The sequence below is a fragment of the Embleya sp. NPDC059213 genome (assembly GCF_042754445.1).
In the GTDB taxonomy this organism is placed as follows: Bacteria; Actinomycetota; Actinomycetes; order Streptomycetales; family Streptomycetaceae; genus Embleya.
This window is the reverse complement of the sequence record NZ_JBHZAV010000069.1, coordinates 1-25,381: the sequence shown is the minus strand read 5'-3', so window position 1 is coordinate 25,381 and position 25,381 is coordinate 1. Positions and strand designations below refer to the sequence as shown.

The 25,381-nt window shown below is 72.2% G+C and carries 22 protein-coding genes; 19 read left to right on the top strand and 3 right to left on the bottom strand.

Annotated elements, in window-relative coordinates; translation table 11 throughout:
• Nucleotides 1-12: 12 nt before the first annotated feature.
• From hisS to ACFXMF_RS24680, 7 genes are all read left to right on the top strand, one after another.
• Entirely contained in the window at nucleotides 13-1,272 is a 1,260-nt protein-coding gene (gene hisS, locus ACFXMF_RS24710; protein ID WP_360313721.1) for a histidine--tRNA ligase, read from the top strand.
• Nucleotides 1,269-3,104, top strand: coding sequence for an aspartate--tRNA ligase (gene aspS / locus ACFXMF_RS24705; RefSeq protein WP_379990846.1), 1,836 nt, complete (start codon nucleotides 1,269-1,271; stop codon nucleotides 3,102-3,104). The genes hisS and aspS overlap by 4 nt, the downstream gene beginning before the upstream one ends.
• Before the next feature lie 200 nt (nucleotides 3,105-3,304).
• Nucleotides 3,305-3,766 (top strand): hypothetical protein, encoded by a 462-nt coding sequence (locus ACFXMF_RS24700; RefSeq protein WP_379990847.1) that lies wholly within the window; start codon nucleotides 3,305-3,307, stop codon nucleotides 3,764-3,766.
• Complete coding sequence (locus ACFXMF_RS24695) at nucleotides 3,763-4,275, top strand: hypothetical protein (RefSeq protein WP_379990848.1); 513 nt, start codon at nucleotides 3,763-3,765, stop codon at nucleotides 4,273-4,275. Before ACFXMF_RS24700 ends, ACFXMF_RS24695 begins: the two co-directional genes overlap by 4 nt.
• A gap of 106 nt (nucleotides 4,276-4,381) precedes the next feature.
• Nucleotides 4,382-5,194: a vWA domain-containing protein gene (locus tag ACFXMF_RS24690; RefSeq protein ID WP_379990849.1), complete on the top strand. Its 813-nt coding sequence runs from the start codon at nucleotides 4,382-4,384 to the stop codon at nucleotides 5,192-5,194.
• Between the two features lie 215 nt (nucleotides 5,195-5,409).
• Nucleotides 5,410-6,768, top strand: coding sequence for a replication-associated recombination protein A (locus ACFXMF_RS24685; RefSeq protein ID WP_379990850.1), 1,359 nt, complete (start codon nucleotides 5,410-5,412; stop codon nucleotides 6,766-6,768).
• A gap of 871 nt (nucleotides 6,769-7,639) precedes the next feature.
• Complete coding sequence (locus ACFXMF_RS24680; RefSeq protein ID WP_379990851.1) at nucleotides 7,640-10,192, top strand: ABC transporter permease; 2,553 nt, start codon at nucleotides 7,640-7,642, stop codon at nucleotides 10,190-10,192.
• A gap of 94 nt (nucleotides 10,193-10,286) precedes the next feature.
• On the opposite strand, the gene ACFXMF_RS24675 is transcribed toward ACFXMF_RS24680, so the two are convergent.
• The 3 genes from ACFXMF_RS24675 to ACFXMF_RS24665 all read right to left on the bottom strand — a co-directional run bounded on the left by ACFXMF_RS24675 (nucleotide 10,287) and on the right by ACFXMF_RS24665 (nucleotide 13,770).
• Nucleotides 10,287-11,003 (bottom strand): alpha/beta fold hydrolase, encoded by a 717-nt coding sequence (locus ACFXMF_RS24675; RefSeq protein ID WP_360313707.1) that lies wholly within the window; start codon nucleotides 11,001-11,003, stop codon nucleotides 10,287-10,289.
• A gap of 170 nt (nucleotides 11,004-11,173) precedes the next feature.
• On the bottom strand, nucleotides 11,174-12,673 hold the full coding sequence (locus ACFXMF_RS24670; RefSeq protein ID WP_360313705.1) for a threonine/serine exporter family protein: 1,500 nt from the start codon (nucleotides 12,671-12,673) through the stop codon (nucleotides 11,174-11,176).
• Nucleotides 12,674-12,996: 323 nt separating this feature from the next.
• Nucleotides 12,997-13,770, bottom strand: coding sequence for a DUF2470 domain-containing protein (locus ACFXMF_RS24665; RefSeq protein WP_360313703.1), 774 nt, complete (start codon nucleotides 13,768-13,770; stop codon nucleotides 12,997-12,999).
• 241 nt (nucleotides 13,771-14,011) lie between these two features.
• Here ACFXMF_RS24665 and rpsD point away from each other — a divergent pair, with 241 nt between their 5' ends.
• The 12 genes from rpsD to aroQ all read left to right on the top strand — a co-directional run bounded on the left by rpsD (nucleotide 14,012) and on the right by aroQ (nucleotide 25,354).
• On the top strand, nucleotides 14,012-14,620 hold the full coding sequence (gene rpsD, locus ACFXMF_RS24660) for a 30S ribosomal protein S4 (RefSeq protein WP_360313701.1): 609 nt from the start codon (nucleotides 14,012-14,014) through the stop codon (nucleotides 14,618-14,620).
• Nucleotides 14,621-14,792: 172 nt separating this feature from the next.
• A complete protein-coding gene (locus ACFXMF_RS24655; RefSeq protein WP_360313699.1) occupies nucleotides 14,793-15,227 on the top strand; it encodes a DUF948 domain-containing protein in 435 nt (144 codons plus the stop codon).
• A 3-nt stretch (nucleotides 15,228-15,230) separates the two neighbouring features.
• The gene (locus ACFXMF_RS24650; RefSeq protein ID WP_360313697.1) at nucleotides 15,231-15,590 is read left to right on the top strand and encodes a DUF6167 family protein; all 360 of its coding nucleotides are present in this window, start codon (nucleotides 15,231-15,233) and stop codon (nucleotides 15,588-15,590) included.
• Nucleotides 15,590-18,259 (top strand): alanine--tRNA ligase, encoded by a 2,670-nt coding sequence (alaS, locus tag ACFXMF_RS24645; protein WP_360313695.1) that lies wholly within the window; start codon nucleotides 15,590-15,592, stop codon nucleotides 18,257-18,259. Before ACFXMF_RS24650 ends, alaS begins: the two co-directional genes overlap by 1 nt.
• Before the next feature lie 135 nt (nucleotides 18,260-18,394).
• The gene (gene ruvX / locus ACFXMF_RS24640) at nucleotides 18,395-18,892 is read left to right on the top strand and encodes a Holliday junction resolvase RuvX (protein WP_360313693.1); all 498 of its coding nucleotides are present in this window, start codon (nucleotides 18,395-18,397) and stop codon (nucleotides 18,890-18,892) included.
• Nucleotides 18,889-20,046, top strand: coding sequence for an endolytic transglycosylase MltG (gene mltG / locus ACFXMF_RS24635; protein WP_360313691.1), 1,158 nt, complete (start codon nucleotides 18,889-18,891; stop codon nucleotides 20,044-20,046). Before ruvX ends, mltG begins: the two co-directional genes overlap by 4 nt.
• Entirely contained in the window at nucleotides 20,043-20,888 is an 846-nt protein-coding gene (locus tag ACFXMF_RS24630; protein ID WP_379991874.1) for a shikimate dehydrogenase, read from the top strand. The genes mltG and ACFXMF_RS24630 overlap by 4 nt, the downstream gene beginning before the upstream one ends.
• A 249-nt stretch (nucleotides 20,889-21,137) precedes the next feature.
• Nucleotides 21,138-21,845, top strand: coding sequence for an A24 family peptidase (locus ACFXMF_RS24625; protein ID WP_360313687.1), 708 nt, complete (start codon nucleotides 21,138-21,140; stop codon nucleotides 21,843-21,845).
• A 162-nt stretch (nucleotides 21,846-22,007) separates the two neighbouring features.
• The gene (gene aroC / locus ACFXMF_RS24620) at nucleotides 22,008-23,192 is read left to right on the top strand and encodes a chorismate synthase (protein WP_360313685.1); all 1,185 of its coding nucleotides are present in this window, start codon (nucleotides 22,008-22,010) and stop codon (nucleotides 23,190-23,192) included.
• Nucleotides 23,193-23,196: 4 nt separating this feature from the next.
• Nucleotides 23,197-23,823 carry a shikimate kinase gene (locus tag ACFXMF_RS24615; protein ID WP_360313683.1) on the top strand — a complete coding sequence of 209 codons (627 nt, stop codon included), beginning with the start codon at nucleotides 23,197-23,199 and terminating at the stop codon, nucleotides 23,821-23,823.
• Nucleotides 23,820-24,914 (top strand): 3-dehydroquinate synthase, encoded by a 1,095-nt coding sequence (gene aroB / locus ACFXMF_RS24610; RefSeq protein ID WP_360313681.1) that lies wholly within the window; start codon nucleotides 23,820-23,822, stop codon nucleotides 24,912-24,914. Before ACFXMF_RS24615 ends, aroB begins: the two co-directional genes overlap by 4 nt.
• On the top strand, nucleotides 24,911-25,354 hold the full coding sequence (aroQ, locus tag ACFXMF_RS24605; RefSeq protein WP_360313679.1) for a type II 3-dehydroquinate dehydratase: 444 nt from the start codon (nucleotides 24,911-24,913) through the stop codon (nucleotides 25,352-25,354). The genes aroB and aroQ overlap by 4 nt, the downstream gene beginning before the upstream one ends.
• Nucleotides 25,355-25,381 lie beyond the last annotated feature (27 nt).

The following is a 25,381-nucleotide window of genomic DNA, read 5'->3' as shown; positions in this document are numbered from 1 at the left end:
GATTTTCATACCGTGAGTACCTTCAACGCCCCCAAGGGCACCTTCGACATGCTCCCGCCGTACTCGGAGACGTTCAACCGGATCCGGATCCAGTTCGGCCTGGAGCTGCGCGACGCGGGTTTCCAGTACATCGAGACCCCCACCTTCGAGGAGACCGGCCTCTTCCTGCGCGGCGTCGGCGAGTCCACCGACATCGTGACCAAGGAGATGTACACCTTCGAGGACCGCGGCGGCCGTTCGCTCACGCTGCGCCCCGAGGGCACCGCGGCCGTGATGCGCTCGGTGCTCCAGCACAACCTGTACGCCGGCCGACTGCCGGTCAAGCTGTGGTACTTCGGCTCGTACTACCGCTACGAGCGCCCGCAGGCCGGTCGCACCCGCCAGTTCACCCAGGTCGGTGCCGAGGCGATCGGCAGCGACGACCCGCTGGTCGACGTCGAGATGATCGCGCTCGCCGCCGAGGGCTTCATGAAGCTCGGTCTGCGCGACTTCCGGCTGCTGCTCAACTCGCTGGGCTGTCGCGAGTGCCGACCGGTCTACCGGGCCAAGCTCCAGGAATTCCTGCGCGCGCTCGACCTGGACGCGGAGACGCACGCCCGGATCGAGATCAACCCGCTGCGCGTGCTCGACGACAAGCGTCCCGAGGTGCAGGCGCTGATCGCGGACGCGCCGCTGATCACCGACCACCTGTGCGAGGCGTGCGCCGCACACCACACGTTCGTGCGCGGCATGCTCGACGAGCTGGAGATCTCCTACGAGGACACTCCCAGGCTGGTCCGGGGCCTGGACTACTACAACCGCACCACGTTCGAGTTCGTGCACGACGGCCTCGGCGCGCAGTCGGCGATCGGCGGCGGCGGGCGCTACGACGGGCTCTCCGAGGATCTCGGCGGCCCCGACCTGCCGTCGGTGGGCTGGGCGCTGGGCATCGGCCGCACGATGCTCGCGATGGAAGCCGAGGGCCAGGCCGTGGAGACCCCGGCGGACTGCGACGTCTACGGCGTCGCGATCGGCGACGCGGCCCGGCGGGCGGTCTTCGGCATGATCACCCAGCTCCGGATCGAGGACATCCCCGCCGACATGGCGTTCGGCGGGAAGAAGCTCAAGGGCGCCATGAAGGCCGCGTCGCAATCCGGCGCCCGCTACGCCATCGTCGTCGGCGATCGCGACCTCACCGAGGGCGTCGCCCAGATCAAGGACCTGTCGAACGGGGACCAGACCCCGGTCCCGCTCGACCAGGTCGTCACCGTCTTGAAGGAGAAGCTTCAGTGATCCGCACCCATGACGCCGGTACGCTCCGCGCCGAGCACGCCGGCCACACCGTGACGCTCGCCGGCTGGGTGGCCCGGCGGCGCGACCACGGCGGCGTGGCGTTCGTGGACCTGCGGGACGCGTCGGGCACCGTACAGGTGGTCTTCCGCGACCTGGAGACCGTGCACAACCTGCGCTCCGAGTTCTGCGTGAAGATCACCGGCGACGTGCGGGTGCGCCCGGACGGCAACGAGAACACCGAGATCCCCACCGGTGCGGTCGAGGTCGTCGTGGACGACTTCGAGATCCTCTCGGAGGCGGCCCCGCTGCCGTTCCCGATCGAGGAGTACACGCCGGGTACGGTCAACGAGGAGGTGCGGCTCAAGCACCGCTACCTCGACCTGCGCCGCGCGCCGATGGCGCGCAACCTGCGCCTGCGGTCCAAGGTGACCCGGGTGATCCGCGAGGTGATGGAGGACCACGACTTCCTCGACATCGAGACGCCGTACCTGACCCGGTCCACCCCCGAGGGCGCCCGCGACTTCCTGGTGCCGGTGCGGCTCCAGCCCGGCTCCTGGTACGCCCTGCCGCAGTCGCCGCAGCTGTTCAAGCAGCTGCTCATGGTGGCCGGCATGGAGCGCTACTACCAGATCGCGCGCTGCTTCCGGGACGAGGACTTCCGGGCCGACCGGCAGCCCGAGTTCACCCAGTTGGACGTCGAGATGTCCTTCTGTGACGCCGAGGACATCCTCGCGCTGACCGAGAAGCTGCTCGCCCGGGTGTGGCGCGAGGTGCACGGCGTGGAGATCGCGCTGCCGCTGCCCCGACTGCCCTACGCGGAGGCGATGGCGCGCTACGGCTCGGACAAGCCGGACACCCGGTTCGACTGCGAACTGGTGGACCTGACGACCTACTTCGAGGGCACCTCGTTCCGGGTGTTCCAGGCCGAGTTCACCGGCGCGGTGGTGATGCCCGGCGGTGCCGCGCAGACCCGCAAGGAGCTGGACGGCTGGCAGGACTGGGCCAAGGCGCGCGGCGCCCGCGGCCTGGCGTACGTGCTGGTCGACGCGGAGACCGGCGAACTGCGCGGCCCGGTGGCCAAGAACCTGTCCGCGGAGCACCTGGCCGGACTGGTCGAGGCGACCGGCGCGGCCAAGGGCGACTGCATCTTCTTCGCGGCGGGTCGGCGCACGGCCTCGCTCGAACTGCTCGGCGCGGCCCGGCTGGAGATCGCCCGCCGCGGTTCGCTGATCGACGAGTCGAAGTGGAACTTCCTCTGGGTCGTCGACTTCCCGATGTTCGAGCCGATCGAGGACGCGGCCGGCAACCACCAGGGCTGGCACGCGATCCACCACCCCTTCACCGCGCCGACGGCGGAGTGGGTCGACGGGTTCGACAAGAACCCGGGCGAGGCGTTGTCGAACGCGTACGACATCGTGCTCAACGGGACCGAGATCGGCGGCGGTTCGATCCGTATCCACCGTCGGGACGTGCAGGAGCGCGCGTTCGCGGCGATCGGGATGTCGGAGGAGGAGGCCCAGTCGCAGTTCGGCTTCCTGCTGGACGCGTTCGCGTACGGGCCACCGCCGCACGGCGGGATCGCGCTGGGGTTGGACCGGTTGGTGGCGCTGCTGGGCGGGGCCGAGTCGATCAGGGATGTCATCGCCTTCCCGAAGACCGCTTCCGGTGGCGACCCGTTGACCGGGGCGCCGTCGCCGATCACGGTGCAGCAGCGGCGTGAGGCGGGGATCGACGCGAAGCCCAAGTCGGGGGCCGGGTCGGGCTCCGGTTCGGGCTCGGCCGCGGCCTCGGGTCCGGCCGCAGGATCGGGCGAGGGCGCCGACAAGGCGTAGTGGGTGATCCCGCCGGATGTGCGGGGAGCGGGGCGGTCGGGCCGGATGGCTCGGCCGCCCTTCGGCGTTGTGCGCCTTTGTCGACTCGGGGGAGTAGCCGAAACGCTTCTGCACAGCGTGCGAGCAGCGCCGTCCGAGTCTGCCTACCTTGGAAGTCGAGCCGGTGCAGGGCCGGTTCGCACGACCTCGGGGAGGCCGACATGGCGGTGGAACTGACGAAGCGGCGGCTGCCGGCGGAATACGTGACGCGGTCCGTCGTGCTGGGTCGCGGCTGGACCCAGGGCGCCATCGCGAGATTCCTGGCCGCGCCGGACGGGACGATGGCCAATCAGCGCTATCGCGGGTCGCCACCGACCCGGTTGTACGCGCTGGCGCGGGTGCAGGCGGTCGAGGGCACGCGCGAGTGGCAGGAGTGGTTCTTCACGGTGCGGCGGCGCGGGGCGGCCGCACCGGTCGTCGACGGTGCGGGGGCGGGCGGAACGCGTAAGGGGCGCGCGGGGGTTGCGGTCGGTCCGCATGTCGGAGCCGCGCGAGATGCTGGGGTGGGTCGAGATCGGGCCTCGGAGGGTTTGCAGGACTCGATGAGCGCGATGAGTGCGAAGAGCGTGAAGGATTCGACGCTCTCGACAGACTCGAAAGGCTCGAAAGGGGAGGTCGCATGAGCCACACCGTGCATGTCAATCCACTGCGCTGGTTCACCGATGGCGAGGGTGGCCTGGAGTTCGTCGAGTCGTTCGGCACGCCGGTGCCGGCCGATCTGCTGGAGGAGGCGCGGGCCGCCGGCTATCCGGGAGTCGGCGACGTGCTGGCGGTGTTGCGTGGCGAAGGACTGTCCGCGCGTTGTTGGTTCACCCTGTGGGCGGATGACGCGGAGGTGCCGGATCCGTTGCCGGCGCGGCCGGGGGCGGCCGACGGCGACCACCTGGGCGGGTTCGCGATCGCGGTCGCGGGGGAGCGTAAGCGGATCGGCGCGGACGAGCCGGTGTCCGGGCTGACCTTCCGGGCCCCGGGGGCGGGCGCGGCGGAGCGGGCGGTGGCGGCGCTGGCCGAGGCGTTCGGCCCGCAGGTGATGTGGGCCGGGGATGTCGGCGACGTGGTGGTGGTGCCGCGCGGGCTGACCGCGGCCCGGGTGCGGGGGCTGCGGGTGGGGTGCGACATGGCCGATTCGTGAGGGATCTGCCCCTGTTCGTGGGGGTGGCCGATCTGGGACCGTAGGCCGGTGAAGCCCCCGTGAGGGGGCGGCCACCCGACTCGCTCGACTGCTGGGAGCCCTTGCCATGCCCTTCTCGCTGTTCGGTCGCAAGAAGTCGAAACCGGACTCGTCGGCGGCTGCCGCGCCGCCCGCCACCGCACCCGCTGCCACCGTGCGCAGCGGCACCGGCTCGGCGGTCTCCCTCGACAAGATCGAACGCTCCGCACCCGGGTTGGTCAGCCTGTACAAGGCGGCCGGGGTCAGCCTGGAGAAGAACCGGCTGGCGGGTGTGCGCGCCGCGGTCTACCTGGTGCTCGACCGCTCCGGCAGCATGGCGCCGTTCTACAAGAACGGCAGCGTACAGGCGCTCGCCGACCGGGTGTTGGCCGCAGCCGCGCACTTCGACGACGACGGCACGGTGCCGGTGATCTTCTTCGACACGAAGGCGTATCGGGCCGAGGAGATCTCGCTGGACAACTACGGTGGCCGGATCGCCGCGCTGCACAAGAAGCTCGGGCACATGGGCACCACGGACTACGTGTCCGCGATGGAAGCGGTGATCGCGCACTACCGCTCGTGTGGCGCGACCGACCCGGCCTTCGTGATCTTCCAGACGGACGGGGCGCCGAACAACGCCAAGGCCGCGGAGAAGGCCATCTGCAAGGCGGCCGAGTTGCCGATCTTCTGGCAGTTCATCGGCTTCGGCCGGGACGAGTTCCGGTTCCTGCACCGACTGGACGACCTGCCCGCGCCCAAGTACCGCGTGGTCGACAACGCGGGCTTCTTCGAGGCCGGTTCGGACCCGAGGCGGATGCCCGACGGCGAACTGTTCGACAGCCTGATGAACGAATTCCCCGAGTGGCTCCAGACCGCGCGGGCGGCGGGGGTGCTTCGCTGAGGTTGTGGCGCGGCGGTGGGGTGGGCCGCGGGGCGGTTGCGGGCGGGGGCGATGGCCGGGCGAGGGGTGCTTTCGGTGGCCGGGCGGCCGGTGTTCGGGCATGGGTGCGGTGTCCGGTGGGGCCGGTGCGGCAGCGGTGCGGGGACCGGCCGGGGTGGGCCGTCGGGCGGCGCCTCGTGCCCGGGCGCGTCGGGGGTGGGGGTTAGGGTCGGAGGGTGGATTCCGATCTTTTCACCGCCGCCGCCGAGGCCCGGCAGGCCAAGGACCCCTCGCTCGCGCCGCTCGCCGTGCGGATGCGCCCGCGCGACCTGGACGAGGTGGTCGGCCAGCGGCATCTGCTGGGTGAGGGATCGCCGCTGCGCCGGTTGGTGTCCTCGGACAGTCGGGTCACCGCGCCGTCCTCGGTGATCCTGTGGGGGCCGCCCGGCACCGGCAAGACCACGCTCGCCTACGTGGTCAGCCATGTCACGAAGCAACGTTTCGTTGAGTTGTCCGCGATCACGGCGGGCGTCAAGGAAGTGCGCGCGGTGATCGAGGAGGCGCGTCGGCAGGCGGGGGCGCAGGGCCGCGACACGGTGCTGTTCCTGGACGAGATCCACCGCTTCTCCAAGGCCCAGCAGGACTCGCTGCTGCCCGCGGTGGAGAATCGATGGGTGACGCTGATCGCGGCGACCACGGAGAATCCGTACTTCTCGATCATCAGCCCGCTGCTCTCCCGCTCGTTGCTGCTGACCCTGGAGTCGTTGACCGACGACGACCTGCGCGAGGTGGTCCACCGCGCACTCGCCGACGAACGCGGACTCAAGGGCACGCTCACCCTCGACCCGGACGCCGAGGAGCACCTGCTGCGCATCGCGGGCGGTGACGCGCGACGGATCCTGACCGCACTGGAGGCGGGCGCGGGCTCGGCGGCCGACAAGGGCGAGGACACGATCACGCTGACCACGCTGGAGAGCGCGGTGGACCGGGCGGCGGTGCGCTACGACCGGGACGGGGACCAGCACTACGACGTGGCGAGCGCGTTGATCAAGTCGATCCGGGGCTCGGACGTGGACGCGGCGCTGCACTACCTCGCGCGGATGGTCGACGCGGGGGAGGACCCGCGCTTCATCGCCCGGCGGCTGATGATCTCGGCGAGCGAGGACATCGGGATGGCCGATCCGACCGCGTTGCAGATCGCGGTGGCCGCCGCGCAGGCGGTCGCGCTGATCGGCTTCCCCGAGGCGCGGATCACGCTCTCCCAGGCGACCATCCACCTGGCCCTGGCACCGAAGTCGAACGCGGCCTATCTGGCCATCGACGCCGCGCTCGGCGACGTCCGCAAGGGCCTGGCCGGTCCGGTGCCGCCACACCTGCGCGACGGCCACTACAAGGGCGCCGCCAAACTCGGCCACGCCCAGGGCTACGTCTACCCCCACGACGTCCCCGGCGGCGTCGCGGCCCAGCAATACGCCCCCGACGCCATCCACGGCCGCACCTACTACGAACCCACCCGCCACGGCACCGAAGCCCGCTACGCCGACATCGCCACCTGGACCAGATCCCGCCTCACCAACGCCACCTCGGACGAGTAGGCCCGGCCCGGCAGACCCGAGTGTGGCCGTGCGGCCCGCCCTCGGCCGCCGCCGGCCAACCCACATCCGGCAACCCTCGGCGCATCCGCACCGGTAGCCGATCGTCCCGCGCCCCGACTGCCACCGGGCCGGCCCCTGCCCGGAAGCCTCCGCTGCCGCCCTGCCCCTGCCGCCCTGCCCCTGCCGCCCTGCCCCTGCCGCCCTGCGCCCATCGATCGTGCCCGCCTCGGTCACCGCCGGCCGACCCGTGTCCGGCAACTCTCGGCGCGGCCGCGCCGCCCGCCGATCGTCCCGCGCGTCGGCTGCTTCCGCCCGGGCCAACCCCCGTCCGGAAGCCCTTGCCCCGGCCGCGCCGTCTGTCGATCGGCTCCCGTCGCCGACCGGTGCCCGGCAACTCTCGGCGCGGCCGCGCCGCTCACCGACCGTCCCGCGCGTCGGCTGCCGCCGGGTCGGCTCCTGCCCGGACGCCTTCGCTGCCGCCTTGCCGCCCGTCGATCGTCCCGCGCTTTGGCTGCCGCCGGTCGTCCCTGTCCAGAAGCCTGCCCCACCGGGCCACCGCCCGGCCGCGCCGCGCTGCCGTTCCGCCGCCCCGGCCTGCGGCCCCGCCTCGCCGCGTTGCCGCCCCGCGCGGTCGGTCCGTTCGCTCGCCGCCTGCCGTCCGCTGCCCGCGCCGGGCGACGGGCTTGGGTGGTGGGTGGGGGCGGGGGTCCGTCTTGCGGGGGAGGCGGGGGCCGTTCGGTGGGGGCCGGCGGGGGATGGGGAGGCCGTGGGGTGGATGGGGACGCCGTACCGGTGGGGGACGCGCCGGGGGGTGGGGGCGGCCGAGGATGGCGGCATCCCATCGCTCGGTTCGGTCTCTCGGGGGCTGCCCATGTTTCGTTTTGCTCTGCGCAATGTCGTCGCGTACAAGGCCAGATTGGCGATGACCGCCGTCGCCGTGCTGCTCGGGGTCGCATTCGTGGTCGGCACCCTGGTCCTGACGGACACGTTGAGCCGGGCCTTCAAGAACAGCGCCTCCAAGAGCTTCGCCGACGTTTCCGTCGCGGTGATCGACGACAACGTCGACCGCACCGGTCCCCGCGAGCACGGCCGCCCGGACCCCACGCTCACCGAGGACACCCTCGCCCGACTGCGCGCGCTGCCGGGGGTCGCGCGGGCGCGGGGCGTGCTGGAGGGCTTCACCGGCGTGGTGGACCGCGACGGCGACCTGCTCGGATCCGGGTGGAGCACCATCGGGACCAACTTCGTGCCGACCGCCGGTGGAGTCGACCCGCGCTTCCCGATGCGTGCCGGGCACGGGCCCACGAACGAGCGCGAGATCGCGTTGGACGCGCGGACCGCGGCCGGGGCCGGCTTCCGGGTCGGCGACACCGTGCGGATCGCGCTGCGCGGTCCGATGGTGGAGACCCGGCTGACCGGCGTGTTCGGGACCGACGACCCGAGGGTGTCGGCGGGCGGCTCGCTGGTTCTGTTCGACACCGCGACCGCTCAGCGACTGCTGGTCGCGCCCGGCCGATACGGCGAGATCGACCTGACCGCGGCCCCCGGTACGAGCGAGACCGCGCTGCGCGACGCGGCCGCGCGGGTGGTGCCCCGCGTCGACAATCTGCGGGTGGATTCCGGACGGGCGCTCGCCCGCGAGCAGATCGACCAAATCGAGGCCGGTACGCGGCAGATGACCGTCGCACTGCTCGCCTTCGCCGGCATCGCGCTGTTCGTCGCCACCTTCATCATCGCCAACACCTTCACCATGCTCGTCGCCCAACGCACCCGCGAACTCGCCCTGTTGCGCGCGGTCGGCGCCCGACGCGGACAGGTCACCCGAATCGTGCTCGCCGAGGCGGCGGCGGTCGCCGCGGCGGCGTCGCTGCTCGGCCTGGGCGCCGGAATCGCGCTCGCGGGGGTGCTCCGGTCGCTGCTGGAGCGGTTCGGCGCGCCGCTGCCCGCCGGCCCGATGATCGTCGAGGGCCGCACGATCGTGGTGGCGCTGCTCGTGGGCTCCGGCGCCACCCTGCTCGCCGCCTGGCTGCCCGCCAGGCGCGCGTCCCGAATCCCGCCGGTCGCCGCACTGAACACCGTCGAACAACCCGCCGGCCCCGGCGGCCTGCGTGGGCGCAGCGCCACCGGCGCACTGATGACCGCCGTCGGCGCGGCGCTCACCGCGTACGGCCGCTCCACCGCCGCCGACAGCGGCCGCGTGCCGGTGGCCGTCGGGGTCTTCCTGGTCCTGGTCGGCATCCTCCTGCTCACCCCGCTGTTGTCCCGGCCGGTGATCGGGGCGGGCGCGCCGTTCCTGGACCGGCCGTTCGGCACGGCCGGTCGACTGGCCCGCCGCAACGCCGTGCGCAACCCCCGCCGCACCGCCGCCACCGCGTCGGCGCTGACCATCGGCCTCTCCCTGATCGCCGGTCTGACCATGCTCGGCGCGTCGATCCGGCAGGCCGTCGAGGAACGCGCCATCGCCGAGGTCGCGGCCGACTACCGGATCAAAACCGTCAACGGCGCGCCCGTCGACCCGAGCGTGCTCGACGCCGTCGTCCGTGTGCCGGGGGTCACCGCGACGTCCCCGCTGATCCGGGACACGGTGACGCTGGACGGTCGCAACGCCGCGGTGATCGCGGTGGATCCCGCGGCGATCGAACGATTGCTCGCCCTTGGCGGCACGCCGGACGCCGCGGCGGCGCTGCGCCGAGGCGAGATCCTGGTCACGGCGGACACCGCGAAGCAGCGCGGTTGGCGAATCGGCTCGGTGGTCCCGATCGACTATCCCGACGGCACCCGGGGCCGCGTCACCATCGGCGGATTCCAGGGCGATCTCGAACAGTTGACCAAGGTCACCGTGCCGGCCGCGCTGATGCGGGCACATTCCACCCACCGCGACATCCGGTCGATCCTGGTGCGGACCGCCGCCGGCGACGACGCGCGGACCACCCGCACGATCGAGCGGGCGATCGGCGACAACCCGTTGATCATGGTCGAGGACCGCACCGACATCCGGCAGTCCATCAGCCGCAGCGTCGACCTGTTGCTCCGGATCATGTACGGGTTGTTGGCCATGGCCGTGCTGATCGCGGTGCTCGGGGTGATCAACACGCTGGCCATGTCGGTCTTCGAACGCAGGCGTGAGATCGGGATGTTGCGCGCGATCGGCTTCGACCGCTCGCGGGTCCGCACCATGGTGCGACTCGAATCGCTGGTGATCTCCCTCTTCGGCGCGATCCTCGGGGTGACCGTGGGCACGTTCCTCGCCTGGGGCATCCTGGGCCCGCTGCGTGGCAAGGTGCCCGGTCTGGTGCTGGTCGTCCCCTGGGACTCGGTCGGCGTATTCCTCGCCCTCGGAGTGGCCGTGGGCGTCGTCGCGGCGGTCTGGCCCGCGCGTACCGCGGCCCGTGCCGCCGTGCTCGGCGCGATCGGTGCCGAGTGAGCCGGACCGGCCCACCCTGCGCGCCGAGCGAGCACCAGCGGCCCACCCTGCGCGCCGAGCGAGCACGAGCGGCCCACCCGCCGCCCGCCGCGGGTCAACCCACCATCGCGCGCAGCCCGTCCGGAGCCGGCATCGTCATCGCCCGGGCGATCTCCGGGTCCGCGGTGCCGGTGACGGCGCCCACCACGGTGCGGCGGATCAGGTCGGTCCAGGCCGGAGCCCGACGCACCATCGCGTGGCCGTCCGCGAGTTCGAAGCGGCAGACCCGCTCGGAGACCTCCCGGGCGGCCAGCGCGTAGCGGTGCGAGGCCTTCGGGCTGGTGGTGTGGTCGGCCGTACCGTGCACGATCACCACCTCCCGGCCGGCGAGGTGCTCGTACGGCTCGTCGTCCTCGATCCACGGCGCGAGGGCGCAGACCGTGCGCACACTCTCGTGCTCGGCCACCCGCAACGCGGTACGGCCGCCCATCGAGTGGCCGACCAGGGTGACCTCGGCCTGCGGATACCGGCTCCGGATGCCGTCGAGCGCCCACCACGCGTCCTGGACCGGATCGTGATCGGGCTCGTTCCACCCGCGCACCCGGTAGCGCAGCAGCCAGGTGGCGGCACCCTCCGCGCGGGTGGCCCGATGGATGCCCCGGGCGATCGGCACCATCCGGCGGTAGGCCAGATTGCGGGTCGACGCCGGTTGCCGACTGCGCGCGCGACCGCCGGGCAGGACCAGGACGACCGCGCGAACGTCCGTCCCGCTCGGCGGCGACCAGGTACGCAGCGCCGCGAGCGGCCCGGTGGATGCGTGCGCGTCCGGCATGCGGAGCCTCCATACTTCCTGCCCGGTCCGGCCGTCCGGACCCCGTCGTCGAGCCGAGGCGGCAATCCCCGCCCGCCGGCCCCAATCCCCGAACGCCCCCGCCGCCCACGTCGTTCCCGCCCCCACCCACGAACCCCCACGTCCGGCAGGCGCGGGGCCGGGTCCGGCGGTCAGAAGCCGCGGGTGCGCTTGGAGGCCGGGCGCATCTCGCGGCCGGTGCGCGGGGGCGGGGACGGGAGCACGAAGCGGGCGGCCTCGGAGCCGACGTTGACGCCCGCCGCCAGCGCCAGGGCCAGCGACGCCGCGTTGACCAGGCTGCGCCAGCCCGTGTCGGTATGGCCGAGGGCCAGGCCGAGCATGCCCTGATACATCGCGCTGCCCGGCAACATCGGGCCGATCGCCGGGATCACGTACGGCAGCGCCGACGTCCCGTGCCAGCGCGCGAGCAACTGCCCGAGCAGCCCGAGCAGTCCCGTGGCGACGGCGGTCGCGAGCACCGGCGCGGCGCCCGCCTCGCGCAGCACCTGGAACACCGCCCAGCCGATCGCGCCGCCCGCCGCGGCGAGCGGCAACAACACCCGCCGTACCTGGACCAGCACCGCGAAGGTCATCGACACCCCGCCCGCCGCCAGGAGTTGCACCAGGCGGGGGTTGGCGTTGAGGTTGAACGTGCCTTCGACGTTGAACTTCACGCCCACCTGGTCGCCGATGTAGATCACGATCGAGATGCCGACGATGATGCCGACGATCAGGTAGAAGACCTCCAGCAACCGGGCTGCGGCGGTGATGTAGAAGCCGGTCAACCCGTCCTGGACGGCGGCGACCAGGGCCCGCCCGGGCAACAGCGCGAACAGGCCGCCGGTGACCACGGCATACGGATTGATCCCGACGCCGACCTTGATCATCGTCACCGTGATCGCGGCGGCCGGCATCGAGGCGAGCACGAACTGGTAGAACTCCGGGACGCCGCGGTCGGAGAGCAACTGCGCCAGTCGCTCGCCGATCAGCGCCGCGACGCAGGCCGCGATGGCCACGATCACCCCGCCGCCGACCATGACGCTGGCGAAGGCCGCGATCAGCCCGGCGGACAGCAGCAACAGGTTGCGCGGATAGGGGTGTCGGTTGCGGCGGATGTCGGCGAGCCGGTGGTACGCCTCCTCCAGGGTCAATTCGGCGCCGGTGATGTCCGAGACCAACTGGTGCGCCTCGTCGAGCCGGGTGTAGTCCACCGCGCGCCGCCGGACCACCCGTTCGCCGGTGACCGGCGGTTCGACCAGGGACGGCTGGTAGGACAGGGTGATCGCGACGAAGGTCACATTGGGTTGGCAGCGTTCCAGGCCGTACGCGTCGGTGATGCCCAGCATCGCCGCCTCGACGTCCTCCCCGCCCTCGCCGCTGGCCAGCAACAATTCGCCGGTACGCAGCGCCAGGTCGAGCACGCGCGGCACCGAGGGGCCGGCCTCCGGCTTCTCCGGCGCGGGCACGATCGGGATGCTCGCGGTGTGCCCGCTGAACCGCAACTGGGTGCGCAGCCGGTCCTGCCACGGGCTGGCCCCGGAGCGAGGCGTCGGCCGGGGTTCCGGCTCCCAGGGGGCGCGGGGGCTCGGATGGTCGCGGCCGTCCCCGTCCGCAGGTTCCTCCGGCCTGTGCCGCGAATGTTGCTCCGACACCCCGTGTGGTCCCTTCCGCCGTTCGCGTCGCGGTCGTCCCGCGTCGGCGGTCTCGCGCCCGGTCCGCCGGGGCGAGCCGCCCGGGTGGATCGCCACCCGGTGCCGCGACCGGAAACGTTAGCCGGTCCCCGGCACCCGATACGGCGCACCACGACGCGGCCGGGTGCGCGGCACGACGCCGCCGCGCCCGGGCGCGCCGGATCGCGCACCACCGTGCCCGACCCCGTACGACCGATCCCGGACCGGGAGACTGCCCGCGCCCGGGCGCATCATGCGACCCGGAAACGCCGCCCCGTCCCGACCGGCACGGCAGCGGCCCGAAATCACGCCTGCCCGTGCACCCCCTGCAGCAACCGGCGCAGCGCCTCACCCAGTTGCATCGGACCCGAGACCGGCGTCTCGAACTCGAACCGCACATCGCACGTACGCTCGGGCCCGCCGGTGCGCAGCCGGATGCCGTGCCGGTCCAGCGACACCGGCGCGACCCGCTCGTCGCAGGCCGGCGCGCCCGCCAGGCTCGCCAGCCGGCACAGGTCGTTGCCGTGGGCGGCGGCGAGGTGCTGGAGCAGTTCGGCCTCGTGGACCGCCAGCGGGTCGGGCTCGGCGTCCGCGTACTCCTCCGGCTCGACGTGCCCGGTGCCCCACAGGTCGTCGACCAGCACTTCGCCGACCTCCAGACGCACGATGGTGCCCGCCCGCGGGGACGCGGTGGGGTCCTGGGCGGACTCGGCGAGCAGGGTGGCGGCCCGGTCGGCGTCGGCGCCGGTGGGGATGCTCAGCCAGCCCGCGATCCAGCAGTGCGCGCGGACCCGGTGCGGCACGGCGACCGGCGCGACGTCCACCAGGTGCAGCACGGCGGCCACGTCCTCGCGCGAGGTCAGCACGACCGCGGCGGTCTCGCCCGGGACGAGCAGCAGCAGCGACCCGTCCGGCTCGACGACTCGGGCGGCCGGGACCACCGGTTCCTCCCGGTCGCCGGGCAGCTCCAGGGTGGCCGACCCGGCGAACGCGGCCAGCGTGCGGGCCCGCTCGGCGGTCAGCGGTCGTCGGGAAGAGAGATCGGTACGCCCGGCGTTGGCCTCGGTGGGAACAGACATGGCGTCCTCCAGGTGCGGCGCTCGTTTGCGACCCCTGTGTGGGCTACCGAACGCATCGTCGTTAAGGTTAGGCTTACCTAAGTGCACCGATCTTGGCAAGGCGACCCGCGTCACGGCGGCCCGAGCGAAGGCGCCCCCCGAGGGACCGCCGACGCGACCGGGCCGACCGCGGCGGCGACCCACACCAGGCGGCCCACCAGGACGACCCACACCGAAACACCCCCGCACGGAGGACCCGACTGTGAATCAGACCCGACCGAAGATCCGGCGCAGCCGTGCGCTCGGTGTGGCGCTCACGCCCAAGGCCGCGAAGTACCTGGAGAACCGGCCCTACCCGCCGGGCGAGCACGGTCGCGGTCGCAAGCAGTCCTCGGACTACAAGACCCGGCTGATGGAGAAGCAGCGCCTGCGCTTCCAGTACGACATCTCCGAGGTCCAGATGCGGGCCGCGTTCGACCGGGCCAACAAGCACGCGGGCAAGACCGGCGACGAACTGGTGGTCGACCTGGAGCGCCGGCTCGACGCGTTCGTGCTGCGCGCGGGCTTCGCGCGCACCGTCTACCAGGCGCGCCAGATGGTCACCCACGGCCACATCGAGGTCAACGGCGGCAAGGTGGACAAGCCGTCCTACCGGCTCAAGCCCGAGGACATCGTCGGGGTGCGCGAGCGCAGCCGGACCAAGCCGCTGTTCCAGGTGGTCCAGGCCGGCGGGTTCGCCGCCGCCGAGACCCCGCGTTACATCGAGGCCCGGCTGGACAAGCTGATGGCCCGGCTGGACCGGCTCCCGCAGCGCCGTGAGGTCCCGGTGATCTGCGACGAGCAGTTGGTCGTCGAGTACTACTCGCGCTGATCCGCGAGCGCGCTCCGCGCGAAACGCGAGCCACATCAAGTCGACACACGCGCCACACCGACCGCGCGGGTTTCCTCGGACGAGGAGACCCGCGCGGTCGCGGTAGGGTCGGGTTTTCCGAGGCGGCCACGCATGTCTGCCGCCTCGACTGATCCCACTCATCAAGGAGCGCATGACGGTGTCGGGTGGCGAAGTCGCGCTGATGATCATCGCGGTTTTCTGGGCGATCCTGGTCGCCTTTCTCGCGGTGGCTCTGGTCAAGCTGGCGAAGGTGCTCAAGGAGGCCACGACCCTGGTCGCAGGGGTGGCGGACCGAGCCGTTCCGCTGCTCGACGAGGTGACCGAGACGGTCCGGGCGACGAATGCCCAGATGGGCCGGGTCGACCAGATCGCGGGCAACGTGCAGACCATGACCACGAACGCCACCGCGCTCTCCTCCACGGTCGCCGCCACCCTGGGCGGCCCGCTCGTGAAGACCGCCGCGTTCAGCTACGGCGTCCGCCGCGCGCTCTCCGCGCAGCAGCGAGCCGAACTCGGCCGCCGGGTGCGGATCGCGGCCAAGGCGCAGAAGGTCGCACGGCAGCGCAGCATGCGCGGGAGGGGCTGACCGATGGCGAGGCTGTTCTGGATCGCGGTCGGCGCCGGTGCCGGCGTCTGGGCCGCGCGCAAGGTCAAGGACAAGGCGTACAAGTACACGCCCGAGGGCGTCGCCGACAATGTCACCGGCATCGGCGAGGCGATCAAGTACTTCGCGGACGAGATCCGCGCGGGCATGGCCGAACGCGAGCAGGAGCTCTACCGCGCGATCGGCGCGGACGTGGCCGCCGCGTCGTTGCCGCCCGCTCCGGTGCGGCGCGTGTTGCCCGGCAGCCGCGAACCGCACGACGACTGGCACGACGGGCGTGATCTGTACGACCCGCGTGAGCTGTACGAAGGCAAAGCAAGGTACGACCGAAGGGACGGCAGCTGATGGAATCGGCAGAGATCCGCAAGCGCTGGCTGCGCTTTTTCGCAGAGCGCGGACACACCGTCGTCCCCTCGGCCTCGCTGGTCGCGGACGATCCCACGCTGCTTCTGGTGAACGCCGGCATGGTGCCGTTCAAGCCGTACTTCCTCGGGGAGGTCAAGCCGAGCTTCAAGCGCGCCACCAGCGTGCAGAAGTGCGTGCGCACCCTCGACATCGAGGAGGTCGGCAAGACCACCCGACACGGGTCGTTCTTCCAGATGTGCGGCAACTTCTCGTTCGGCGACTACTTCAAGGAAGGCGCGATCGGCTTCGCCTGGGAGTTGCTCACCAACTCGATCGAGGAGGGTGGCTACGGGCTGGACCCGGAGAAGTTGTGGATCACCGTCTACCTCGACGACGACGAGGCCGAGCGCATCTGGCGGGACGTGATCGGCGTGCCCGCCGAACGCATCCAGCGGCTGGGCAAGTCGGAGAACTTCTGGTCGATGGGCGTGCCCGGACCGTGCGGTCCGTGCTCGGAGATCAACTACGACCGCGGCCCCGCCTACGGCGAGGAGGGCGGCCCGGCGGTCAACGGTGAGCGCTACCTGGAGATCTGGAACCTGGTCTTCATGCAGTACGAGCGCGGTCCGGGCACCGGCAAGGACGACTACCCGATCCTGGGCGAGCTGCCCGCGAAGAACATCGACACCGGGCTCGGCCTGGAACGCCTCGCGTGCATCCTGCAGGGTGTCGACAACCTGTACGAGATCGACACGTCGCGGATGATCCTGGACCGCGCCGCCGACCTCGCGGGCAAGACCTACGGCCGAGACCACAAGGACGACGTCTCGCTGCGCGTGGTGGCCGACCACGTGCGCACCGCCGTGATGCTGATCGGCGACGGCGTGGTGCCCGGCAACGAGGGCCGCGGCTACGTGCTGCGCCGGATGATGCGCCGGGCGATCCGCAACATGCGCCTGCTCGGCGCCTCCGGCGAGACGCTGCACGACCTGGTCGAGACCACGATCAAGGCGATGGGTCCGCAGTACCCGAACCTGATCGAGGAGGCCGAGCGCATCGACGCGGTCTCGGTGGCCGAGGAGAAGCGCTTCCTGACCCGCCTTCAGGAGGGCACCGCACTGCTCGACGAGTCGATCGTCAAGGCGAAGAGCTCCGGCTCCGCGGTGCTCCCGGGCGAGGTGGCGTTCCTGCTGCACGACACCGAGGGCTTCCCGATCGACCTGACCCTGGAGATCGCCGCCGAACAGGGCCTGGCGGTCGACGAGGACGGCTTCCGCCGGCTGATGAACGAGCAGCGGCAGCGGGCCAAGAAGGACGCCCAGGCGCGCAAGCAGGGGCTCGCCGACCTCTCCGTCTACCGCGAGGTGGCGGACTCGGCCGGTGGCACCGAGTTCACCGGCTACCACGACACCTCGGGCGAGGCGACCGTGGTCGGCCTGCTCGTCGACGGTGTGCCCGCGCCCGCCGCGCACGAGGGCGACGAGGTCGAGGTGATCCTGGACCGCACCCCCTTCTACGCCGAGGGCGGCGGCCAGCTCGCCGACACCGGCCGGATCCGGCTGGACACCGGCGCCGTGGTCGAGATCCGCGACGTGCAGACCCCGGTGGCCGGCGTCACGGTGCACCGCGGCCGCGTGCAGGTCGGCGAAGTCCTGGTCGGCGCCCAGGCGTCGGCCCGGATCGACAACAACCGGCGGAACGCCATCGCGCGCGCCCACAGCGCGACGCACCTGACCCACCAGGCGCTGCGCGACGCGCTCGGCCCGACCGCGGCGCAGGCCGGCTCGGAGAACGCGCCGGGCCGCTTCCGGTTCGACTTCGGCGCACCGGGCGCGGTGCCCGGCAGCGTGCTCACCGACGTCGAGCAGAAGATCAACGAGGTGCTCGCGCGCGACCTGGACGTCACCGCCGAGGTGATGTCGATGGACGAGGCGAAGAAGCAGGGCGCCGTGATGATGTTCGGCGAGAAGTACGGCGACCGGGTCCGCGTGGTCACCATGGGGGACTACTCCAAGGAACTGTGCGGCGGCACGCACGTGCACAACACCGCCCAACTGGGCCTGGTCAAGCTGCTCGGCGAGTCCTCGATCGGCGCCGGCGTGCGTCGGGTCGAGGCGCTGGTGGGCGCCGACGCGTACAACTTCCTGGCGCGCGAGCACACCATCGTCAACCAGCTCACCGAAGTGGTGAAGGGCCGCCCGGAGGACCTGCCCGAGCGGGTCGCCTCGATCATGGCCAAGCTGCGCGACGCGGAGAAGGAGATCGCGGCGCTGCGCGGTGCCCAGGTGCTCCAGGCCGCCGCAGGTCTGGTGGACGGTGCCCAGGACGTGCACGGCGTCGCACTGGCGACCGCGCAACTGCCGGACGGCACCACGCCGGACGACCTGCGCAAGCTCGCGCTGGACGTGCGCGGCCGGCTGGCGGCGCGCCCGGCGGCGGTCGCGGTGGTGTCCGTGGTGAACGGCAAGCCGATGGTCGTGGTGGCCGCCAACGAGGCCGCGCGCGAGCGTGGCGTCAAGGCCGGCGAGCTGGTGCGGGTGGCCGCGCAGACCCTCGGCGGTGGTGGCGGCGGCAAGGACGACGTGGCCCAGGGCGGCGGTTCGGACCCGACCAAGGTGGCCGACGCGCTGGCCGCAGTCACCCGGACAGTCTCCGAACGCGCCTCCTGAGTCGTCCCCTACCCTCGTTCCCCCGGTGTGTGTGGAAGTCTGGAACCGGACTCCCGTACCACCGGGGGACTTGTATGACCGGGCGGCATGCCCGAATAGTTCAATGACGCAGAGTTCTGTGACGGAGAGCCGACCTTGAGACGCGGAGTACGAATTGCGGTCGACGTGGGAGACGTTCGGATCGGCGTCGCGGCCAGTGATCCGCACGGCTTGATCGCCACCCCGGTGGAGACCGTGCCCGCAGGCAAGCGCGACATCGCCCGGGTCCTGGAGATCGTCGCCGAGTACGAGGCGATCGAGGTGGTGGTCGGACTGCCGCGTTCGCTCTCCGGCAAGGAGGGCGCCGCAGCGGCCAAGGCCCGGCTGTTCGCCGGCCGCCTGGTCGCCGCGCTCGACCCGGCGATCGGAGTACGCCTGGTGGACGAGCGGTTGACCACCGTCACCGCCACCCGCGGTCTCCAGGCGTCCGGCGTCAAGGCGAAGAAGGCCCGCGGCGTCGTCGACCAGGCGGCCGCGATCGTGATCCTGCAAAACGCGCTCGACACCGAGCGCGGTTCCGGACGTCCTCCGGGCCTGGCCGTGTCACCTGCCCCGGCCGGGTCCGTCTCCGACTCTGAAAGGCCCACGGCATGAGCGATCTCGGACTGCGCATGGAGTCGGAGCCGCGCAGCCGGCGACGCGGTAAGGACGACAACTCACGGGGCGGCCGGCGCGGCCGGGGCCGGAAGAAGAAGAACCGCAGCGGTTGTGCGGTCTCCCTCGCGCTCGTGATCGTCCTGGCCGTCGTCGGCGGCGGTGGCTACTGGGCCTACGGCTTCCTGAAGGACCGTTTCGGCCCGCCGCCGGACTACAGCGGCAGCGGCTCGGGCACGCTCGTGGTCGAGATCAAGCAGGGTTGGGCCACCCCCCAGATGGCCAACGAGCTGAAGCGGGCCGGCGTCACCAAGAGTGTCGAGGCGTTCACCAAGGTCGCCCGCGAGGACAAGGACCAGCGCGCGTCCAAGATCCAGCCCGGCGCGTACACGATGGCCAAGCACATGTCCGCCAAGGCCGCCTTCGAGATCCTGGTCAACCCGAAGAACAAGCAGGACTTCATCCTCAAGCCCGGCGCGCGCTCGGCCCAGGTCTTCGAGTCGCTGGCCAAGACGCTCAAGGTGCCGAAGGAGAAGGTCGAGGCCGCCGCGAAGGACCCCTCGCTCGGACTGCCGGACTACGCCAAGGGCAACATCGAGGGCTTCCTGTTCCCGGCGTCCTACGTCGCGGCCCCCGGCATGGACCCGCTCGTGGTGCTCAAGGACATGGTCGCCAAGGCGGTCAAGGAGTACGACAAGGACGGCCTCCCGGCGAAGGCCCAACAACTGAACAAGTCGCCGTACGACCTGATCATCATCGCCAGCCTGGTCGAGGCCGAGGGCAAGACCACCGACGACAAGGGCAAGGTCGCCCAGGTCATCTACAACCGGCTCGGCAAGAACATGTCGCTGGGGCTGGACTCGACGGTCAACTACTACCTCGGCAAGAGCAACATCCAGCTCACCAACAAGGAACTCAACGACGCGAGCAACCCGTACAACACGCGCGTCAAGAAGGGCCTGCCGCCCGGTCCGATCGGCAGCCCGAGCAAGGCCGCGATCGACGCGGCGGTGTCGCCGCCGGCGGGCAAGTACCTGTACTTCGTCACCGTCGACCCGATCGCGGGCACCACGAAGTTCACCGACAACGACAGCGAATTCCAAGAGTTCAAGGGCGAGTTGAACAAGTGGATCAAGGAACACCCGAGCCCGTGACGACCCCGACACCGACCCCGATCCCGCGCCGGGCCGCCGTGCTCGGCTCGCCCATCCGACACTCGTTGTCGCCGGTCCTGCATCGGGCCGCGTACGCCGAACTGGGCCTGACCCACTGGTCCTACGACGCGTTCGAGGTCGACGAGCCGGCCCTGCCGGGCTTCGTCGCCGAACTCGACGCGTCCTGGGCCGGGTTGTCCTTGACCATGCCGCTCAAGCGGGCGATCCGTCCGCTGCTGGACGAGATCGAGCCGGTCGCGCGCGACGTGGACGCGGTGAACACCGTGGTGTGCGCCGCCGACGGCCGGCGACTCGGTGCGAACACCGACGTGCCGGGCCTGGTCGCGGCGCTGCGCGAACGCGGCGTGCACCGGGTCGAGTCGGCGGCCGTGCTCGGCGCGGGCGCCACCGCGACCTCGGCGCTGGCCGCGTTGCGCGAGATCACCGACGGGCCGGTGCGGGTGTACGTGCGCGGCGAGGAGCGGGCCCGCGAGATGCGGGTGGCGGGCGAGCGGCTGGGCGTCGCGGTGCGGGTGTGCCCGTGGACCGAGGCGGCCGAGGCGCTGCGCGCGCCGCTGGTGGTGGCCACCACGCCCAAGGGCGCGGTGGACCACCTCGCGATCGAGATGCCCACCGGGCCCGGCGTGCTCTTCGACGTCGTGTACGACCCGTGGCCCACCGCGCTCGCGGGTGCGTGGGGCCACGCGGGCGGCACCGTGGTGGGCGGGCTCGACCTGCTCGTGCACCAGGCGGTGCTCCAGGTCGAGCTGATGACCGGACGGCCGGGGCCGTTGGCCGCGATGCGCGCGGCGGGCGAGGCGGCGTTGGCGGGGCGGGGTTGAGCACACGGGGTTGATCGGTCGGGGTTGATCGGCGCGAGCCGATGGCCGCCGGGGTCCGCGTGACCCGGGCGGGTCGAGGCGGGCGGGTCGAGGCACGGCCGGTCGAGGCCGGGCGGATTTCGGCCCGACCGATCGGGGTGCCCTCGGTCGAATCCGTCGTCCCCAGGCAGCGGGATCCTTGCGATCATCGGATCGGCCCTGGGTACGACGGAACGTGACCGGCATTGGATTCTGCGTATCGTCACAGGCGTGTTCCTCGGCCTCACTCTCGTTTGCGCGCTGCTCGGCTTCGTCGCCGGGCTCGGTCTGCCCCGTCCCATCCATCTCCTGCTCGGTCAGGGCGCCGGCCCGGGGCCGCGCTCGCCGGTCGTCGCCGAACCGGTGACGGCGGCCACCGGGCGGTTCGGTCCGCTGCCGGTCGCCGCGCTGACCGCCCTGGTCTGTGCCCTGCTGGCCTGGCGGCTCGGGCCGGGCCTGGACCTGCTCGCGTTCCTGGTGCTCGCGGTCGCCGGCATCACGCTGGCCATCGTGGACGTGCGCACGTTGCGATTGCCCGACCCGGTGCTGCTGGTGACGCTGGCCACCGGGTTGACCCTGCTGGGCATGGAGTCGCTCGCCCTGGGCGACTTCACCGCCTACCGACGGGCCCTGCTCGGCGGCGTCACGCTGGCCGGATACCACGTGTGCCTGGCCGCGCTGTCCCGCGGCAGCCTGGGCATGGGCGACGTCAAACTCGCCGGCGTGCTCGGCCTGCATCTGACCTGGCTGGGCTGGGGCGTGCTGGTCACCGGCGCGTTCCTGGCGTTCCTGCTCGCCGGGCTCACCGCGACGGTGCTGATCTCGGCCGGGCGGGTGCGTCGGGACAGTCGGCTGCCGTTCGGGCCCTGGCTGCTGCTCGGGGCGCTGGGCGGGGTGTTGTGCGGCACCGAGTTGTCCCGATTGCATCTCGCCTGGTGAGACGACTCCGGCTCGCGCGGCGGCTGTCCGACACCTGGACGCGGCGATGAGGGCCCGCCGCCGGCATGAAAGGATTCGGGTGGACATCCGCCGGGCGCAACCGGGACGGCCCCCGTGGCATCCCCCGGACGCGGTATGCGGCAAGCGCAAAAAGGAGCATTCGTGGGCAACCTACGCTGGCTGACCGCCGGGGAGTCGCACGGCCCCGCACTCGTGGCCACCCTCGAAGGGCTGCCCGCCGGCGTGCCCATCACGACCGACCTGGTCGCGGACGCGCTCGCGCGCCGCCGGCTGGGCTACGGGCGCGGCGCGCGGATGAAGTTCGAGCGCGACGAGGTCACCTTCCTCGGGGGCGTCCGGCACGGCCGCACCCAGGGCGGCCCGGTGGCGATCATGGTCGGCAACACCGAGTGGCCCAAGTGGGAGACGGTCATGTCGGCCGACCCGGTGGACCCCGAGGTGCTCGCCGCGCAGGCCCGCAACGCCGCGCTGACCCGGCCCCGCCCCGGCCACGCCGACCTGGCCGGCATGCAGAAGTACGGCTTCGAGGACGCCCGGCCGATCCTGGAGCGGGCCAGCGCCCGGGAGACCGCCGCCCGGGTCGCGCTCGGCGCGGTCGCCAAGGCGTTCCTGGAGCAGGTGGCCGGCATCCGGATCGTCAGCCACGTGGTCGAGTTCGGTGCGGCCAAGGCACCCGCGGGCGTGCTGCCCGGCCCCGACGACACCGAGCGCCTGGACGCCGACCCGGTGCGCTGCTACGACCCGGACGCCTCGGCCGCGATGGTCGCCGAGGTGGACGACGCGCAGAAGGCCGGGGACACCCTCGGCGGCGTGGTCGAGGTGCTCGCCTACGGGCTGCCGCCGGGCCTGGGCAGCCACGTGCACTGGGACCGTCGGCTCGACTCGCGGCTCGCGGGTGCGCTGATGGGCATCCAGGCGATCAAGGGCGTCGAACTCGGCGACGGCTTCGAACTGGCCCGGGTGCGCGGCTCGAAGGCGCACGACGAGATCGTCAACACCCCCGAGGGCGCCAAGCGCACCTCGCACCGCTCCGGCGGCGTCGAGGGCGGCATGTCCACCGGCGAGGTGTTGCGGGTGCGTGCGGCGATGAAGCCGATCGCCACCGTGCCCCGCGCACTGGCCACCTTCGACGTGCGCACCGGCGAGCCCGCGCAGGCACACCACCAGCGCTCCGACGTCGCGGCCGTCCCGGCCTCCGGCATCGTGGCCGAGGCGATGGTCGCGCTCGTGCTGGCCGACCTGGTCACCGAGAAGTTCGGCGGCGACTCGGTCGCCGAAACGACCCGCAACGTGCGCGGCTACCTGGACGCGCTGGAGATTCGGTAGCGCGATGGCGGACACCGGGGACGCAGGGGACATCGAGACGGTGCACAGCGAAGACGAGGGCGCCCGCCCGCTGGTGGTCCTGGTCGGGCCGCCCGGCGCGGGCAAGACGACAGTGGGCCTGCTGCTCGCCGAGGCGCACGGGGTCGGCTTCCGCGACACCGACGCCGACGTCGAGGCGCGGGCCGGCAAGTCCATCCCGGACATCTTCGTCGACGAGGGCGAACCGCACTTCCGGACGCTCGAACACGAGGCGGTCGCCGCGGCCCTGGTCGAACACACCGGTGTGCTCGCGCTCGGCGGCGGCGCGATCCTGGACGACGCCACCCGGGTGCTGCTGAAGGGGCATCGGGTGGTCTTCCTGGAGGTCGACATCGCGGACGCGGTCAAGCGGGTGGGGCTGGACGCGCCGCGCCCGCTCCTGGTGGGCAACCCCAGGGCCCGCTGGCGCGAGTTGATGGAGCAGCGCCGACCGCTGTACACCGAGGTCGCCGCCGTCACGGTGAACACCGCCGGGCGCACCCCGCAGGACGTGGCAGCCGAGATCCGGGTCGGCCTCGGCCTCGCCGGACGGACCGCCACCGACCCGACCCCATCCGGGCGGACCGTGCCCGAGAAAGACGTGAATCGATGAGCGGCAACCCCTCCGAGCCCGTCCGGATCCGCGTCGGCGGCAGCGCGGAGCCCTACGACGTGCTCGTCGGCGCCGGCCTGCTCGGCGAACTCGCGGGCCTGATCGGCACCGCCGCCCGCCGGGTGGCGATCCTGCACCCCGAGGCGCTGACCGCAACCGGCGAGGCGGTCCGCGAGGACCTCGCGGCGCAGGGCTACGAGGCGATCGCGATCCAGGTGCCCAACGCCGAGGAGGCCAAGGACGTCGCGGTCGCGGCGTACTGCTGGTCGGTGCTGGGGCAGACCGGCTTCACCCGCTCCGACGTGATCGTCGGCATCGGCGGCGGCGCCACCACCGACCTCGCCGGCTTCGTCGCGGCCACCTGGCTGCGCGGTGTGCGCTGGATCGCGATGCCCACCACACTGCTGGGCATGGTCGACGCGGCCGTCGGCGGCAAGACCGGCATCAACACCGCCGAGGGCAAGAACCTGGTCGGCGCGTTCCACCCGCCAGCCGGCGTGCTCGCCGATCTGGCCACGCTGGAATCGTTGCCGCGCAACGACTACGTCAGCGGACTCGCCGAGGTGATCAAGGCCGGCTTCATCGCCGACCCGGTGATCCTGGACCTGATCGAGGCCGACCCCGAGGCGGCCCGCGCCCCGCAGGGCAAGGACACCGCCGAGCTGATCACCCGCGCCATCCGGGTCAAGGCCGACGTGGTCTCCGGCGACCTCAAGGAAGCCGGCCGACGGGAGATCCTCAACTACGGCCACACCCTCGCGCACGCGATCGAGAAGGCCGAGCGCTACAAGTGGCGGCACGGCGCGGCGGTCAGCGTCGGCATGGTCTACGCGGCCGAACTGGGCCGAATCGCGGGCCGCCTGGACGACGCGACCGCCGACCGGCACCGCACCGTGCTCGCCTCGGTCGGCCTGCCGCTGACCTACCGCGGCGACGCGTGGCCCAAGCTGCTGGAGACCATGCGCGTGGACAAGAAGTCGCGCGGCGACATGTTGCGCTTCATCGTCCTGGACGGCCTGGCCAAGCCGGTCGTCCTGGAGGCTCCCGACCCGACCTTCCTGGTCGCCGCCTACGCCGAGGTGTCGGCGTGAGCGCGCGCCGGGTGCTCGTGCTCAACGGCCCCAACCTGGGCCGACTGGGCAGCCGCGAGCCCGACGTCTACGGCGCCACGTCGTACCAGGCCCTGGTCGCCGAGTGTGCGCGGCTCGGCGCCGAACTCGGCTTCGCCGTCGAGGTCCGCGAGACCAACGACGAGGGCGAGATCATCCGCTGGATGCACGAGGCCGCCGACGGCCGCGTCCCGGTGGTGATGAACCCCGGCGCCTTCACGCACTACTCGTACGGTCTGCGCGACGCGGTGGCCCAGCGCACCGCGCCGTTCATCGAGGTACACATCTCCAACCCGTACGCGCGCGAGAGCTTTCGCCACACCAGCGTGGTGGCCGCGGTCGCCAGCGGCACCATCGCCGGTTTCGGCATCGGCTCCTACCGGCTCGCGCTGCGCGCACTGGCCGAGGAACTCGACGGCTGACCGGGACGGGCGCCCGGGTCACCCACG

Bases quoted from the DNA above. Each gene is read 5' to 3' on its own strand.
- mltG (WP_360313691.1), top strand. From the start codon at position 18,889: ATGAGCGATCTCGGACTGCGCATGGAGTCGGAGCCGCGCAGCCGGCGA.
- ACFXMF_RS24615 (WP_360313683.1), top strand. From the start codon at position 23,197: ATGGCGGACACCGGGGACGCAGGGGACATCGAGACGGTGCACAGCGAA.
- ACFXMF_RS24650 (WP_360313697.1), top strand. From the start codon at position 15,231: ATGGCGAGGCTGTTCTGGATCGCGGTCGGCGCCGGTGCCGGCGTCTGG.
- ACFXMF_RS24695 (WP_379990848.1), top strand. From the start codon at position 3,763: ATGAGCCACACCGTGCATGTCAATCCACTGCGCTGGTTCACCGATGGC.
- ACFXMF_RS24675 (WP_360313707.1), bottom strand. From the start codon at position 11,003: ATGCCGGACGCGCACGCATCCACCGGGCCGCTCGCGGCGCTGCGTACC.
- ACFXMF_RS24690 (WP_379990849.1), top strand. From the start codon at position 4,382: ATGCCCTTCTCGCTGTTCGGTCGCAAGAAGTCGAAACCGGACTCGTCG.
- aroB (WP_360313681.1), top strand. From the start codon at position 23,820: ATGAGCGGCAACCCCTCCGAGCCCGTCCGGATCCGCGTCGGCGGCAGC.
- ACFXMF_RS24680 (WP_379990851.1), top strand. From the start codon at position 7,640: ATGTTTCGTTTTGCTCTGCGCAATGTCGTCGCGTACAAGGCCAGATTG.
- ACFXMF_RS24700 (WP_379990847.1), top strand. From the start codon at position 3,305: ATGGCGGTGGAACTGACGAAGCGGCGGCTGCCGGCGGAATACGTGACG.
- ACFXMF_RS24665 (WP_360313703.1), bottom strand. From the start codon at position 13,770: ATGTCTGTTCCCACCGAGGCCAACGCCGGGCGTACCGATCTCTCTTCC.
- alaS (WP_360313695.1), top strand. From the start codon at position 15,590: ATGGAATCGGCAGAGATCCGCAAGCGCTGGCTGCGCTTTTTCGCAGAG.
- ACFXMF_RS24655 (WP_360313699.1), top strand. From the start codon at position 14,793: ATGACGGTGTCGGGTGGCGAAGTCGCGCTGATGATCATCGCGGTTTTC.